Below are 14,145 nucleotides of genomic sequence, written 5' to 3'. Positions count from 1 at the left end.
GCCACCTTCCGACGTCGAGGGAGTCTTATAATGTTTAACGACTACCCGAGTAAGGCATAAGTACTTGGTTCTGTTATGTAGAACTAGGCAGTTATCAGAGCAAGCAGTCAGCATTTACGATAAACTCATGTTTTCGAATTAGCCTGTAAAGTGACAGATGAAGTTAATACTCATTCGAGGGTTGCCCGGTTCTGGCAAGTCAACAAAAGCGAAAACCTACGATGCATTGCATGTCGAAGCGGATATGTATTACGTGAATGAGCAAGGTGACTACCATTTTGATCCTAGGCAGTTACAGCAAGCTCATGAGTGGTGTCAGAACACGGCTGAAAATGGCTTGAAGCAAGGGTTGGATGTTGTTGTTTCGAATACCTTTATTAAGCATTGGGAAATGAAGGCTTACCGTCAACTTGCAAGAAAATACAAAGCTGACTTGATCATCGAAGTGTGCCGAGAGCAATATGGCAGTATTCACGACATCGAACCGTCTGTGATTAAGCGCATGGCAAAAGATTGGCAAGAATAGCCTCGTGCTTATCCAGCTTGGCTGAATGGCAAATAGAATTAAATGAATAGAACAACTTCAAGGTAACGATTGAAATGGCAAAGCGCTCAGTTGTGGTCGACATGACCTCCTATGGTATCTACTCCACATGGGATTCAAAATCTAAAGACCTTCCAAAAATCCAAGAGTTCACCACTACCGTTGATGCCGAAATCGATGTGGAATTTGGCTATATCTTGAATATCAAGAAAGCCAAAGGTGAAAAAATCCGTTACTGCATCTATCACCCGGATATCACCACAGACAAGGGCGAAGTGCTCGAACCGTTCGATGGTGAAGAGCATGTCGGTAACAACGACTGGGATTTCTACTTAGGTGACACCATCTGGGCTCCTGTCTCGAACAAGTTAGGCAAATGGCGCATGACCGTGGAGCTAAAAGGCAACATCATTGCCGATAAGACATTCGACCTTGTTGCAAAAGACGAAGGCCAATTCTGGAAGCGTAGGGGTTTTTAAGCTTAATCTTCTAGCTAAACTCAGACAACAAAAAAGCCGAGTCACACGTCGTATGTGGACTCGGCTTTTTGACATTAACTAGATGGCATTTTCTATCTCATTAACGAGTAAGGTTGTCTAGTTAACAAATAAGACTGGCTAGTTAACCAGTAAGATTATTGAGTCACGTAAGCCACAACAAACTCAGTGATAGCGACCATATCTTTCACTGCAATGTACTCTTCAGTGGTGTGAACTTTCGCCATACCAGTAGAAAGGTTAACCGTTGTTAGACCTTTCGCGTTGAAGTTGTTTGCATCGCTACCGCCGCCAGTGCGTTTAGTGTTTGCTGTTACGCCAAGCTTCTCAAACGCTGATTTGATAGAAAGAATGTGCGGGTGATCGTCTGCGATAACGAATGCATCGTAAGCACGAGTCGATTCGATTTCTACTTCAGCGCCGAACTGTTTTGCACTCTCTTGGAATGTCGAGATCATGTGCTCAACTTGAGCCGTTAGCTTTTCGCCGTTTAGTGAACGTGCTTCAGCCACGACTTTAAGCTCTGGCATTACGATGTTTGTCGCTTGACCGCCTTCAACAATACCTACGTTTGCCGTTGTTTCTTCATCGATACGAAGTAGGTTCATCTTGGTGATCGCGTCTGCAGCAACTTGAATTGCGCTGATGCCTTCTTCTGGCGCTAAACCAGCGTGAGCAGGGCGGCCTTTGATCTTAGCAACAATTTTCTGCTGACCCGGAGCTGCGTTTACGATGGTGCCAATTGGGCCGCCTGTATCTAGAACAATAGCGTGCTCAGATTGAATGTAAGACATATCGAAGTTCAAAGAACCGAATAGACCGCCTTCTTCGAATACGGTGAACGCGATTTCAATGGTTTTGTGCGCTTGGCCTTCAGCTTGGATTACGCGAACCGCTTCCATGATCGCTGCGATACCAGACTTGTCGTCGCCGCCTAGAATCGTATTGCCTTTAGAGCGGATGATGCCGTCTTCAATGATTGGCTCAATGCCGATACCTGGCGTTACTGTGTCCATGTGGCAGCTGAACACTGTGCTACCTGGAAGAGTGCCATCTAGACGAGCGTAGATGTTGAAACCGTTAGACACTTCTTCAGGAACCGCCAGTTTGTGAACTTCAAAACCCAGTTCACCGAGTTGCTCAGCCAAAGCTTCAGCAATCGCTTTTTCGTTACGAGATTCACTATCAATTTTCACTAGATCGCAGAAATGTTCTACGAGACGTTGTTCATTAATTTGGGTCATTGTTAATTCTCATTTTGCTCCGTTGTTTCTAAAGAAGTCACGGAGGCTGGAACAGGAAAATAACTATAACGCCTTTTTACAGAATCATTGCCTGAGTTAAATCAAGAAAATTATCTGATTATTCTAATTTATGAGAAAAATACTACGCGGATCGACCCATGTGCAGGATTTAAATCTCCATATGTGTCGGGTACAATGTGAAACCGCTTAAGGTAACCGTCGATTAAATTGGTATGCAATCAGTAATGGCACTTATAAATGAATAACAACAGAGTGTTAGGCTCATTTTTTCTCGTCGTACTGATCAGTGTTGTACTAGGATTGTATTTGCTCTATCCAACTTATGACGACGATTTACAGACTATTCGACCAGAAACCCCAGGCGCGTACAGTCCCGAAAAAGAGTTATCAGCGACTCAATATGGCGCTGAACTCATTGAAATCCTTAATGTGTCTCGCGGTGATCCAAAGCTTGCCTCCCAAAAGCTTGAAACCTTAAAAGCAACGAGCCCTACGCAACATAAAGCCATCTATCGTGGTTATGAACTAATGATTTTATCGAATCTCGCACAGCATGATCTCGATAAACAGGCTGTGTCTGAATACACACGACAGATCAAGGCATTAGCACAGCGTGAAGATATGGAGTGGTTAAAGGCGCAATCTTTAGTTGAACTAGCGATTGAGCAGATGAGTCAAGGTGAATTAGTAGAGGCTGAATCTCAAGTTAAAGCAGCAATAAGTATCGCTGAATCAATCCAGTATGAAGAACTGTTGATAAAAGCCTACAACACTGTGGGGTCGATCAAAAACATCCAAAATGATTTTTCCGAAGCTCAGTATTTTTTTCATAAGGGCTTAAATCTTGGCAAGAAATACCCACGGCATATCTATAACAGTAAGTTGATGTCGAATATGGCATTGCTTTATATCTATCTGGAAGATTGGCCGAAAGCACTCAAACTTATCGAACAGGCCAAAAAACTCTATATCAAAAGTGGACTACGCGATGGTTCAACCATCGGTGTGTTATATGTTAATGAATCATTTGCTTATCTACGCAGTGGCGACTTAGTAAAAGGTCGAGAGGCTTATAAAAGTGCCACCAAATTTAATGATGATAGCGTAAGTGAAAGGTACAAAATCCTTCTTCTAAAAGCTCAGAGTGAAGTACTGCTAGCAGAAAAGAACTTTGAGTTAGCAAGGAAAGTAACAAACCAATGTATTGGTTACCCGGGTGTTGCAAAGTACACACTCCAACTGGGTCAGTGTTACTTAAACAGAGCTTTAGCAAATATCGGTTTGAACCAAGATAACTTTGTTTTCTTTGATCTAAAACGTTCGTCTACGATGTTTGATATTGTTGGCAGCCGTAGTTGGAAGGTGCTTGGTTTCAAAGCGCTTGCAGAATACTATGAATCTAAAGGCAACAGTGAAATTGGACTTCGGTATTTCAAGCTTTATTACAAGGGCAACAAAGCGCTGTTATTTGAAAAGCGTCAGAGTGATATCTTTTTATTAGAACAAGACTTTGCTACGGCTTCATTAGCGAAAGAGAATGAACTGCTTAATGCAGAAAAAGAGCTCGCAGAGATGACGCTAGATAAACAGAGCTTAAAAGACCGCATTGTTGTCGTACTCGGTGTTATGGTCATCATAAGCTTTGCTGTACTTCTGGTAAGGTTATGCACTATGCATAAGACCAACAAAGAGTTGGTTAAGCAATCGACGAGATGTGAGTTGACAGGTTTATTCAATAGACGCTACCTGGAACAATTGTTAACTCAGCCAATGCCATACCGTTTGTCGCCGTTCGGGTATACGCTTGCTATTTTGGACTTAGATCAATTTAAACGAGTCAATGATACATACGGACATGATATTGGGGACCAAGTTTTGGTAGAGGTTGCTAAGCGTATAGAGCGAGCGCTATCAACAAACGATGTGTTGGCTCGATGGGGTGGGGAAGAGTTCGTTTTACTGCTTGCTGGCACTCAAGACCCAGACGAACAGTTGGAAATGATAAGGCAAACAATCGCTGATCAAACGATAGAAACGTATTCCGGTCCGTTAGCGTTAACTACATCAATTGGTGCGACCATTCATTTAACGTATCAAGAATTAAATAGCAGTACCTACAAACAGCATTTGAAATCAGCAGATGACGCTTTATATCAAGCAAAACAATCAGGGCGCAACCAGGTGGTCATTGCTTAGCGAAAAATACAGCTTAGTGCGAAAATCAGCTTAAATGAACCTGTAATTTAAATACTTGGCAGCCTCATCTGAATCATTCCCCTTAGGCAGAAGCGTTTAAATTTAATCGAGTAAAAGAACCTAAAGCAACCATTCAACTAAGCAACTAAGCAACTAAGGGTGTTATCAACTCCTATTCGCTTAGTTTTTATATTATTTATTAAGAGTATTACTTAGCGATACTTTCCAACATTTCAACCAGTTCACTCTCTGTTGCTGGTTCACGAGCGAGCTCAATGACTGCTGAAGCGCCGCCTTTTAACATATAAGCTTGAGTTCCACAGTGGTCATAATGGAACCATTTACCATCGACACACACATCGGTATAACATCTTGGGTCTTGTTTGAGTTCCATAGTTATTTCCTTATTAACATTTGTCTAACGTTTTTCATGCTAATTGGTCACAACTTGGTGCGATTTGATCTGAATCAATTTAATATGTAATTGATGATTTGATTATTAAATAGGAGATGTGCGTCTTGAACTGTCGAAGCCGATAAAGAGACAGCCTCTGGCGATTAAAGCGTTCAAAGGTCATGATTCCAATTCGCAGCTCTGCTTCTTTTGCTTGCCACGTGACGCTTTTCTACATACGCTAACCACTCTCTTAATCCCTATACAAATGTGATTGTGTTGGAAAATGACTAATATCTTTATCGTTGTAATTGTTCTGGTTGTGTTCTTTTACTTTATTCAAAACTATCTAGTAAAAAATGATGACACCAAAGATCATGCTTATCAAAAGAAAGGCTCGTTAATGTCGGCGCAACAAGCGACCTTCTATAACGCACTCAAATCCGCGGTGGGTAACCATGGGGAAGTATTTGCTAAAGTGAGCATGTCTAACATTGTTGTCCCCGCAAAGGCGCACAATAAAAAGAATTGGTTTATTGCGAACAACAAAATATCACGCAGTTATTTTGACTTTGTAGTGTGCGACCCGCGAACGTTAGAGCCACGTGTAATCATCGAATTGGATAATGGAAAAGAGCTGAATAAAGGAAAGGTTGATCGCGAGAAGCTATTGATGCACGTTTGTAAATCGGCTGGCCTTCCACTTATTGGCGCTTCAATTAAGCACAGTTATCAAGTGAGCCGTTTGAAGAGGTTACTGGCAGCACACATCGATTTGATTGAGCCATCTAAAGAAGTTCGATTCTGTAAGAAATGTAGCAGCCCTATGATCATCAAACTCGCAAGCCATGGCGATTATAAAGGCCGACGTTTCTTTACTTGTAGTCGTCAACCTAACTGTACTTATACCGAGAACTACAACGTCGTGTTCGACATGGATGAAGATTCTAACTAATACATTGCGCCAAAGTGCTCAGTAAAGTAAAGGGAGAAAAGACACGAAGCATGCTGATGTCCGTAATTATCGAAGTTGAACTTAAATGTGATCTACTTCAAGCCATTGATCTGCTTTGTGTTTAAAATTTATTCTGATTGTTGCTTTTAAAAGCAAACGAACAGTTTTGTGCAAATTTATCCTTGCACGTATCCAAATCACTCGCTATTATCCATCTCGTTCTGAAGCGTTAGCCACTTAATAAAGCGGTTAGATAAGTTTCACAGCATTGCCCGCTTAGCTCAGTTGGTTAGAGTACTTGCATGACATGCAAGGTGTCACTGGTTCGAGTCCAGTAGCGGGCACCACATTATACGAAAGAGCCCACCTAGTGTGGGCTTTTTTGTGCCTGTAATTCCTTGCTTTATCAGACTCTTAGCCATTTCCTGGTCCCAAGAGATTCCATGATGTATTGTAAAATCCACCGTTTAAAGTAACACTGTTAGTAACACTACAGGAAATATGGATTGGTGATGTAACTATGGCTAGGAAAACAACCCCATTAACAGCGACTCAGATCTTACAAGCGAAACCAAAAGAAAAGGAATATAGCCTGCTCGATGGTGATGGTCTTGCATTGAGAATTAAGCCCAATGGTTCCAAATTGTGGCTCTTTAACTACTACCGTCCAATTACTCGTAAACGAGCAAACCTCAGTATTGGTAAATACCCATCAGTATCGCTTGCTAAAGCTCGAACCAAGGCTATTGAAGCTAGAGAACTACTTGCTGATGGTATTGACCCTAAAGAGCACCGTGACACTACTCTTCGAGAAAAACAGTTAGAATTGGCGAATACGTTACAGTCGGTGTTTGATGACTGGATTGAAGTGAAGAAAACAAGCGTCAAAGAGCAAACTGCTAAGAAGCTAAAGCAACGAATTGAGAAGTACCTCTTACCTGATCTTGGTAAGTTCCCCCTTGGTGACATTACGGCACCACAAGCGATAAAAACAATTAAACCCATTGCGAATCAAGGTAAATTAGAAACTGTAGGGCGCTTGTGTCGCAACCTCAATGAGATAATGACCTTTGCAGTAAATACTGGTGTGGTTGAGCACAACAAGCTCGCAGGCATTGGTAAAGCCTTTGAAACAGCTAAGGTGACCAATCAAGCCTCGTTAACTCCTGATGAACTTCCAGAGCTTCTCAAAACAATCAACTATGCATCCATTAAACCCATCACTCGCTGCTTGCTAGAATGGCAACTTCATACCATGACAAGACCTGCTGAAACGGCCGGGGCACGTTGGGATGAAATTGATAGAGAAAAGATGCTTTGGATAATTCCTGCTGAACGAATGAAAAAGGGAAGGGTACACACTGTTCCTTTAACAAAACAAACTTTAGACCTATTAGAGACGATTGATTTCATCACGGGTGATAGTGAATACCTTTTCCCTGCTGACAAAAGTAACAAAAATCACATCAACAAAGAGACAGCAAATAAAGCATTGGTACGAATGGGCATGAAGGGTAGGCAAACTTCCCACGGTTTGCGCGCATTAGCCAGTACCACCTTAAATGAGCAAAACTTCGATCCAGATATTATAGAAGCCGCACTTTCTCATGTGGATAGAGATAAGGTAAGAAGCGCATACAACCGCACAGACTACCTTGAACGTCGTAAAGTTCTAATGGCGTGGTGGAGTGATCACATTGAAGAAGCGGCTTCGGGGAACTTGTCGATGAGTGGTAAAAAGAGCCTGAAGGTTGTGGGTTAATAGATTTGAAATTTGATGTCTAGTAAATTAGAGTTACAGTGTAACTTTAAACCTTCAATAAGTTGAAAGGCATTGGCTTAGCGTAGAGTACGGTTTTCTATGGTGCATATAACCTAAATAATTTCAGACATATGTCATTTAAGTGAAATCCACTCACTTGTAAGGTATCAATATGTCAAACGTAACCGCTCGCTTAATTCGTCTCAATGAAGTACTAGTAATGACTGGCTTATCAAGGTCGGGAATGTATCGCTCTATAGAAAAACAGCAGTTTCCATCACAGGTGCCAATTGGAGATAGAGCTGTTGCCTGGGTAGAAAGTGAGGTTCAAGACTGGATTCTTGATAGGGTTGCTCACAGGTAACAAATTATGTAGCGGAGAAGGTTGTCACTTTCCGCTACATAGTAGTTTTATTGCTGCTCAATATATTATTACTTAATTTATCAATAGCTAAAAACGTGATGCCGGAGAAGGAAATTACTCGCATAGTGTTAACCAATAGCTGTTACAATAAACTATTTATAAGGTCTTCGCCGTCCTCCCAACCTTTTGGTACGTAGTCTTTCGTCCCTGTCGTTCAATGACTTTTGTAAGGTTGCATTCTTCTCCTTCAACTCTGTTATCTCTTTTTTTAGCTCCTCAATATCCAACAGTTCTTTTAATAGTGAATCAATCGCGTGCTCTTCTCGTTCCAGTTTTGGAAGAAAAAGGTTGGCCTCGAATTTCTTATTTTTGTTGTTTTTTATAAGGTTAACGGTAGCCACAAGCATTTCATTCACTACACATGTTTTAGATACTTTCCGCCGTTTAGATAGGAAATTGAGGCACTTTTTTGCATTTGGGGATAGTAAAAATGTTGACGTTTTTTCGCGCTTTGAATAACTACGCCATGCGCTTCTTAATAGGTTTACATTGTGCTTGTCTTCGCTACTGATATCGTTTTTACTCGTCCAATTATCGATGAAGTTTTGAGCAAAGCTTTCATCCATTCTGATGTCATTAGGTGGTGTTTTTTTTGCGATTTCTTCTATCCATGTCTGTCTTTTAGCATAGTTTTTTAACCACGCTGCCATTTCTAGATCGTCTGCTTTGAACCAGCTCATTCTACTTTTTAGCGATTTTTCATTCATAAAATAATACACCTGTCATCCACTCTTAAAAGATAGTAAATGTTCTATGTAAAATCTAAAAACTTTATTTTAAACATGTTTTAAATTTGTGATTAAAGTGGTTTTAAAGCTTGTAAGGCTTTCTTATAATTGGATGTAAAATAGGGTTTATATAGTTGGATCTAATGATTGTTATTAAGGTTTTATCTGAAGTTAAGCATCTTTCTCCTGAGGGAAGGTACTTATTTTTAGCAATAATCTTCGAGCAAATTCATGAGAGATATTCGTCGGTAGATGTGTCGATTTCACGTCTCCGTGAAAGCTTTGGGGTCTCTCATAAAGTTGTTTCTGAATTGCTTGAATATTTGCAATGTCATGACCTAGGGGTCGTGACAAAGGTAAAGCATGGAAAGCACAAGTTCACTTTTGATTCAGTCTATTTAGACTCATTGAAGGCGGGTGGTTTTCTATCCGTTCATGAGGCATTTTTTGAAGTTTTTTCATCAAAAATTCAAACCGTTCTAAAAGAAAAAGAGCTTAAACTCAGGCCCTCAAACCTCCTGTTGATCGGGATATTTATCCTCCATACAAATGAATTGGGTTTTATTCAGTCATCCACCACTGGGGGGAATGAAGAACGACTATCAGAAAGTAAGATTCGACGTTTAATGGGGGGGATTAATCAAGGCCGTTTGAAATCTCAACTAGCAACACTGCGTGATATTGAATTTATCAAGAGCGTGGCTGGTGGTGGTGTGTGTCCGATCTACTTCGGCAAGTTTGGCAAGCGATATCAGGTTGATTTAGCCTTTTTCTCATTGAAAAAAAGTGAAAGGAAAGTCATATCTGATAAGGACACAATAAAAAACGTGAATGGCTTAATATATGAGACGCCTGAATGCTATCTGATCTATCAAACAGCAAAAGAGTGCTCTCTGAAATATGAATTTGATTTTGAACTTCCTTTCAAACTCTCTTTTTTTACCCATCAAAAAATCAATCTTCATAAGAGGCTCGAAAAGACGGAATCTAAACGTATAACTAAAACAGATTTCGTTGATGAGTTTGATCTGTCACGACTAGTGCGCGATCCCTTTTTCAGAATGAATGGACTTACTTTAGGTATTTTGGAGAAGCTAGAAATTTTGACGGCTTTGATACTGGTGAGTCATTGGCGATCACTAACCAGTGAAGGATTCGATAAGCTGGATAAGTTACTGGAGTCAGATTCCGAAGTTCAGCAAGTTGTTCTAGAAGATTCAATATTTACGCAGAAATACCTCAATGATTCAAATGATTCAGGGTTATTAAAAGATGTGCATACATTTTGGAAGCATAGTTTGCTCTCTCTTTCTTCAGGGCTAGCAATGTCGTTAGCAAAAGTGATTCGAGGGCATTGTGGTCAAGATGCTGATTTGAAAAAGCTCAATCTCTTGATGCATGATTTTCAACACTACGTACCAAGCAAAGGGAAGTACCCTTTCTGTAATATTTCAGCGGCATATGTTGTTGATGACACCTATTACGACCTAAGTATCATTAGCTCTAAATCTCATGATAGTCAAACACTTCGAAGCGGGCGTTTGGGTGATTCGGATTGTGATAATCGAATGATCAAAGAGCATACCTATTCTATTTGGGCGAAGGCTAATACATGAGCGTTTGGTACTTAATTTCAGAGTAACTTCAAATGCTGGAATTTCGAGTTTATTACCCGGAATTGATTGAACTGTAACGTTGACATCATGTGTTTTGGGTTAAAATCAGAATGGAATGGTTCGACCGGGGCCTATGCATATCTCGTTATTGCGGTATAGTAATATTACGTATATACCATTCATCAACTTACCCTTACCAAACACAATTCAATAAAGATACTCACCTCATTAAATAACCACTCCCAATCATCCTATACCAGAGACATTCACCCCAAAGGTATAATGATGAAAAAACTTAAAACAACGACCAATGATACATTCAATGGATTGCCAATCTTAAAGCCAAAAGGTGGTTTAGTTCTAAGCTACCTTGATAAGCTGTATGACACGATTGATAAAGCCGTCACACAACACCCTCGTACGACAGCCATTAGAGTAGACTTACGTTTAGCTAAATCTTTATTGTTCGATGACACTGGAGTCATCAAGTACTTTATTGCTTCGCTGGATGCTCAGATTCAAGCTGATCTCAGTCGAAAAAAAAAGAGAGGTCAGACTGCTCGTAGTTGTAAGGTTCGATATGCTTGGTGTAAAGAAAGAAGCACGTCATTGAGTCACCATTACCACCTTGTCTTGTTATTGAACAAAGACGTGTACCATTCTCTTGGAAGGTTTGATCAAAAAGGCAATTTATCAGACATGATAAAGAAGGCGTGGTGTCGAGCGTTGGATATAAAAGCTAATGAAGGTGATACCTTAGTCCACTTCCCAGACAACCCTACCTATTGGTTAGATAAAAACTCAGATAAATTCGACCAACAGGTGGATAGCCTGTTTAAACGAGCCAGCTATTTAGCTAAGGTCGAGACCAAGCACTACGGCGATAGATTACGAAGTTTTGGGTGCTCTCGAACCTAAGAAAAGAGGGCAGAACATGCCCTCATTAATCCTTCTAAATAATTAGTTTTGAGTGACGGTTTGCATCTTAATAGCCGTTATTGAACTCACTTCTTTTTCCACTGTAGTACCAGCGTCAAAGTTGATGTAGTACTCGGTAAACGTTCCAGTTGGATATTGATAGAACATCAGTTCATTATCGCTTACGACAGCCATTCGTTCATTGGCGTCGAGTTTAGTACCACTAGACGCATCGATTGTCGTTGTAGCGGCTTGGTTAAGCTCAGCCTTACTGATATCAAAACGCATGAAGCTAGGCCGTGCACTATTATCATCGGCACTTGAGTACATGCAGTACAGTGAGGTTTGGCCTGCATTGGCTACGTGGCCACTATGCGCTTTAGAGGGTTCGAGTTGTGTAATGGTTTTGGTTGTATCATCGAACTGATACACAGAGCAATCTGAATGCATTTTATAATCACCACGAACCACACTCATGGAGGACGGTCTGTACCCATTGGTTGTCCATAGAGCATCGGTTTGGTCTAAGATAGCGCCATTCAACGTAAGCTCGATCAGTGCATCATCGGAATCTCGAATTGCATAGAGTTTATCTGCGTATAGAAATGGAACAGACAACAGTGACGTATCGTAACTAAAGTTGTGCTCGGTACCGTCTGGCTCTAGCCACGTTAAGCTATCACCACTCCAAGGAACGGCGACAATATCACCTGTTGATAGAATGACGTTGTTTCTGAAGTAATCATCAAAGACTTTAGAAATGGTAAACGTACCATCAACAAGCTCCGCTTTATGCAGGCTGAGTTCATCACTGTGCCTTAAGTAAATACGTGTGCTGTCTCCGTTGTGGGAAAAGCGTGTATTGGTGACCCAAGCCTCATGTTCAGCTTCCACCTTCTTATAGATAGGAACGCCGCTCTCGACCAATGGATAAAGATCACCGGTATTCTTGTCCTGTATGAGGGTGTAATTGCCTTCATACACCACGTCATCCACGGTGACGGTGACATTGCTCATGTTGATTGCGGAGTAGGTGGTATTTAGGTCGACGATCATATCGATAGTAGGAGTCACAACGCTCCCAGCATCATCGCCTTCAAAGCTAATCGAGCTTACCTCACCGTTTTCTGGGTTCTCATAAACGTAAGCACTTTGCCCGTCGTCTAAAGGCGTATTGAACGCTGCTGCTCTAGAATATGCACGATAGCCAGTTAGGTCATGACTACGAGGCTTAAAGGTTTGAAAACCATTATTAACAACACTCATGCTTGATATTGAGCGCGTTTGGTCGGCTGGTGGAGACGTTGGAGTATTACTATTAGAGCCCCCTCCGCACGCTGTCAGAGCTAAAGCAATGGAGCTGACGAGAGTTGTCCTGAGTAACTTAGTATTTTTCATGATCATTCCTTGTGTAGTTGTTTGAACATTTGTCTTTAAGTGTTGGTTCTCGTTTAGGTGTAATGACTTCAGATAGTGAAAATCCCTTTGGATAGGTAAACCCGAATGTACTGATGTAGATGTCTTGAATTTGATTGAGAGGGATGGCGCAAACATGGTTTTCGAATTGGTAGATCAATTGAAGGGCTTCACTCTCTAACACAAGCCCAAGTGGACAGACATACTGGAGAGTTTGTTCGCTGTTGAGATGGAGGCGAATTTCACGCTGGTAATAGATTGCTAGACAAAGCTTGTCAAAAAGAGCTTCGTCATAATTTTCTTTCTGATTTATTAACGTGTATCGAATATCAATACGTGGACCTTGGTTGTGGTCCATTAGCAAAAAGGGTGCAAATGCGCCTTGCATACTTGGTAGATAACTTTCAGGAAGTGCTGCTTTTAAACTCTCAAAAGCAAACTCAAGAAGTACAGATTCTTTAGGACCCATGAAGACATTGGGTTGGGATCTTCGATGGTAGCTATAGGGCAGGGTTCTATCGTCTTTTTCAATATCTAGGTAATCCGTCAGAATATTCAAGCAGCGTTGTACGGTACGTTTCGAACGCTTAATCCCAGTACTCGCTAATCGTTCATGAATATCATTAACTGTAACTTTTCGTTGAGTCGGTATGTGGGAGTAAATTTCAAAGACTAACTCTATATGTTCGATGCGTTGTCTGTTTGGTTTAGAAGACATGGGACCACCAAAATTTAAACGTGATCAATCGCCTCAACACTTTTGAGTGATGAGCTAAAGAATCAACTTGGTTAGGGATCGGCTGGTGGCCACACAGCCTGATTCGATTACTTTTTGTAGTTAATGACGAGCTTCTTAGCTAGAGGGTACTTAGCTATTTCATAATCTGGGTTTCTCGTTGCTAAGTTATGCGCCGATATTGCAGCAGCTGAAGCTAATCCAAAAATGACAGCAGGTCCTGAAGTCAAAGTGGCAGCCATCGTTGTAGAGCGACCTGCTGTGTATATTCGACAAGATAGATTTTGAGCCTCTATAAGCCGTTCAATCTTTTTCACTGCTTGAGAGAAGTTTTTTACCCGAGTTATGGTGAACGACTCTTTTCGTTGGATTAAAGCGATGAGCTCTTCATCATTGGTATGATGCAGTACATTACTTGTGGTCATTGTGAATCCTTAGTTGGGTGTCTATGAACCATCACTGATGGCATTAGAATAAGGATGGGTGAGACAAATAACGTCTCACTCAAATTGCGGATAATGATTATGTGAAATGGGCTGTATATTTGAATTTAAATGACCTCGGGAAAGGCCATTATTTATCCTTTGCTGCTTCTAGAATTTCACTTAGTAGATAACCTCTGTTCATCAACTCAATAGTGGCTAAGAGCCGTTTCAGATGGGTGGAAGAAAGGCGTTGAACGAATTCAAACAGT

General features: G+C 41.0%; 14 protein-coding genes and 1 tRNA gene. 9 read left to right on the top strand and 6 right to left on the bottom strand.

Translation table 11 applies throughout. The features are described from left to right. Positions 1-157 precede the first annotated feature (157 nt). The gene (locus tag MED222_RS11705; protein WP_009846914.1) at positions 158-526 is read left to right on the top strand and encodes an ATP-binding protein; all 369 of its coding nucleotides are present in this window, start codon (positions 158-160) and stop codon (positions 524-526) included. Positions 527-600: 74 nt separating this feature from the next. Beyond that, entirely contained in the window at positions 601-1,023 is a 423-nt protein-coding gene (locus MED222_RS11710; RefSeq protein ID WP_009846913.1) for a DUF3859 domain-containing protein, read from the top strand. Between the two features lie 155 nt (positions 1,024-1,178). On the opposite strand, the gene MED222_RS11715 is transcribed toward MED222_RS11710, so the two are convergent. Next, on the bottom strand, positions 1,179-2,285 hold the full coding sequence (locus MED222_RS11715; protein WP_009846912.1) for a M20/M25/M40 family metallo-hydrolase: 1,107 nt from the start codon (positions 2,283-2,285) through the stop codon (positions 1,179-1,181). A gap of 258 nt (positions 2,286-2,543) precedes the next feature. On the opposite strand from MED222_RS11715, the gene MED222_RS11720 reads away from it, so the two are divergent. Further along, entirely contained in the window at positions 2,544-4,502 is a 1,959-nt protein-coding gene (locus MED222_RS11720) for a tetratricopeptide repeat-containing diguanylate cyclase (RefSeq protein ID WP_009846911.1), read from the top strand. A gap of 208 nt (positions 4,503-4,710) precedes the next feature. Here the strand turns inward: MED222_RS11720 and MED222_RS11725 are convergent, their stop codons facing one another. Continuing rightward, positions 4,711-4,896, bottom strand: coding sequence for a hypothetical protein (locus MED222_RS11725; protein WP_009846910.1), 186 nt, complete (start codon positions 4,894-4,896; stop codon positions 4,711-4,713). 286 nt (positions 4,897-5,182) lie between these two features. On the opposite strand from MED222_RS11725, the gene MED222_RS11730 reads away from it, so the two are divergent. The 4 genes from MED222_RS11730 to MED222_RS11745 all read left to right on the top strand — a co-directional run bounded on the left by MED222_RS11730 (position 5,183) and on the right by MED222_RS11745 (position 7,977). Continuing rightward, a complete protein-coding gene (locus MED222_RS11730) occupies positions 5,183-5,851 on the top strand; it encodes a DUF2726 domain-containing protein (RefSeq protein ID WP_009846909.1) in 669 nt (222 codons plus the stop codon). 270 nt (positions 5,852-6,121) lie between these two features. Next, positions 6,122-6,198 (top strand) — tRNA-Val (locus tag MED222_RS11735). Positions 6,199-6,371: 173 nt separating this feature from the next. Beyond that, positions 6,372-7,613 carry an integrase domain-containing protein gene (locus tag MED222_RS11740; RefSeq protein WP_009846908.1) on the top strand — a complete coding sequence of 414 codons (1,242 nt, stop codon included), beginning with the start codon at positions 6,372-6,374 and terminating at the stop codon, positions 7,611-7,613. A gap of 172 nt (positions 7,614-7,785) precedes the next feature. Then, positions 7,786-7,977: a helix-turn-helix transcriptional regulator gene (locus tag MED222_RS11745; protein WP_009846907.1), complete on the top strand. Its 192-nt coding sequence runs from the start codon at positions 7,786-7,788 to the stop codon at positions 7,975-7,977. A gap of 152 nt (positions 7,978-8,129) precedes the next feature. Here MED222_RS11745 and MED222_RS11750 read toward each other — a convergent pair whose 3' ends face one another. Continuing rightward, positions 8,130-8,744: a hypothetical protein gene (locus MED222_RS11750; RefSeq protein ID WP_009846906.1), complete on the bottom strand. Its 615-nt coding sequence runs from the start codon at positions 8,742-8,744 to the stop codon at positions 8,130-8,132. Between the two features lie 164 nt (positions 8,745-8,908). Here MED222_RS11750 and MED222_RS11755 point away from each other — a divergent pair, with 164 nt between their 5' ends. Beyond that, positions 8,909-10,381: a hypothetical protein gene (locus tag MED222_RS11755; RefSeq protein ID WP_009846905.1), complete on the top strand. Its 1,473-nt coding sequence runs from the start codon at positions 8,909-8,911 to the stop codon at positions 10,379-10,381. Between the two features lie 282 nt (positions 10,382-10,663). After that, the gene (locus MED222_RS11760) at positions 10,664-11,299 is read left to right on the top strand and encodes an inovirus Gp2 family protein (RefSeq protein WP_086027540.1); all 636 of its coding nucleotides are present in this window, start codon (positions 10,664-10,666) and stop codon (positions 11,297-11,299) included. A gap of 42 nt (positions 11,300-11,341) precedes the next feature. Here the strand turns inward: MED222_RS11760 and MED222_RS11765 are convergent, their stop codons facing one another. The 3 genes from MED222_RS11765 to MED222_RS11770 form a co-directional block, all read right to left on the bottom strand. Continuing rightward, positions 11,342-12,697 carry a hypothetical protein gene (locus tag MED222_RS11765; protein ID WP_009846903.1) on the bottom strand — a complete coding sequence of 452 codons (1,356 nt, stop codon included), beginning with the start codon at positions 12,695-12,697 and terminating at the stop codon, positions 11,342-11,344. After that, complete coding sequence (locus tag MED222_RS21510; RefSeq protein ID WP_032555214.1) at positions 12,684-13,433, bottom strand: hypothetical protein; 750 nt, start codon at positions 13,431-13,433, stop codon at positions 12,684-12,686. The genes MED222_RS11765 and MED222_RS21510 overlap by 14 nt, the downstream gene beginning before the upstream one ends. A gap of 107 nt (positions 13,434-13,540) precedes the next feature. Next, entirely contained in the window at positions 13,541-13,876 is a 336-nt protein-coding gene (locus MED222_RS11770) for a hypothetical protein (protein WP_009846901.1), read from the bottom strand. Positions 13,877-14,145: the final 269 nt, after the last annotated feature.

Origin of the sequence: Vibrio sp. MED222, from assembly GCF_000153005.1 — a bacterium.
In the GTDB taxonomy this organism is placed as follows: Bacteria; Pseudomonadota; Gammaproteobacteria; order Enterobacterales; family Vibrionaceae; genus Vibrio; species Vibrio tasmaniensis_A.
This window is presented reverse-complemented; position numbering and strand designations above follow the sequence as displayed.

What these genes read in the sequence shown, in the direction of transcription:
- MED222_RS11705 (WP_009846914.1), top strand. Translation starts at nt 158, where the DNA reads ATGAAGTTAATACTCATTCGAGGGTTGCCCGGTTCTGGCAAGTCAACA.
- MED222_RS11710 (WP_009846913.1), top strand. Translation starts at nt 601, where the DNA reads ATGGCAAAGCGCTCAGTTGTGGTCGACATGACCTCCTATGGTATCTAC.
- MED222_RS11715 (WP_009846912.1), bottom strand. Translation starts at nt 2,285, where the DNA reads ATGACCCAAATTAATGAACAACGTCTCGTAGAACATTTCTGCGATCTA.
- MED222_RS11720 (WP_009846911.1), top strand. Translation starts at nt 2,544, where the DNA reads ATGAATAACAACAGAGTGTTAGGCTCATTTTTTCTCGTCGTACTGATC.
- MED222_RS11725 (WP_009846910.1), bottom strand. Translation starts at nt 4,896, where the DNA reads ATGGAACTCAAACAAGACCCAAGATGTTATACCGATGTGTGTGTCGAT.
- MED222_RS11730 (WP_009846909.1), top strand. Translation starts at nt 5,183, where the DNA reads ATGACTAATATCTTTATCGTTGTAATTGTTCTGGTTGTGTTCTTTTAC.
- MED222_RS11740 (WP_009846908.1), top strand. Translation starts at nt 6,372, where the DNA reads ATGGCTAGGAAAACAACCCCATTAACAGCGACTCAGATCTTACAAGCG.
- MED222_RS11745 (WP_009846907.1), top strand. Translation starts at nt 7,786, where the DNA reads ATGTCAAACGTAACCGCTCGCTTAATTCGTCTCAATGAAGTACTAGTA.
- MED222_RS11750 (WP_009846906.1), bottom strand. Translation starts at nt 8,744, where the DNA reads ATGAATGAAAAATCGCTAAAAAGTAGAATGAGCTGGTTCAAAGCAGAC.
- MED222_RS11755 (WP_009846905.1), top strand. Translation starts at nt 8,909, where the DNA reads ATGATTGTTATTAAGGTTTTATCTGAAGTTAAGCATCTTTCTCCTGAG.
- MED222_RS11760 (WP_086027540.1), top strand. Translation starts at nt 10,664, where the DNA reads ATGATGAAAAAACTTAAAACAACGACCAATGATACATTCAATGGATTG.
- MED222_RS11765 (WP_009846903.1), bottom strand. Translation starts at nt 12,697, where the DNA reads ATGAAAAATACTAAGTTACTCAGGACAACTCTCGTCAGCTCCATTGCT.
- MED222_RS21510 (WP_032555214.1), bottom strand. Translation starts at nt 13,433, where the DNA reads ATGTCTTCTAAACCAAACAGACAACGCATCGAACATATAGAGTTAGTC.
- MED222_RS11770 (WP_009846901.1), bottom strand. Translation starts at nt 13,876, where the DNA reads ATGACCACAAGTAATGTACTGCATCATACCAATGATGAAGAGCTCATC.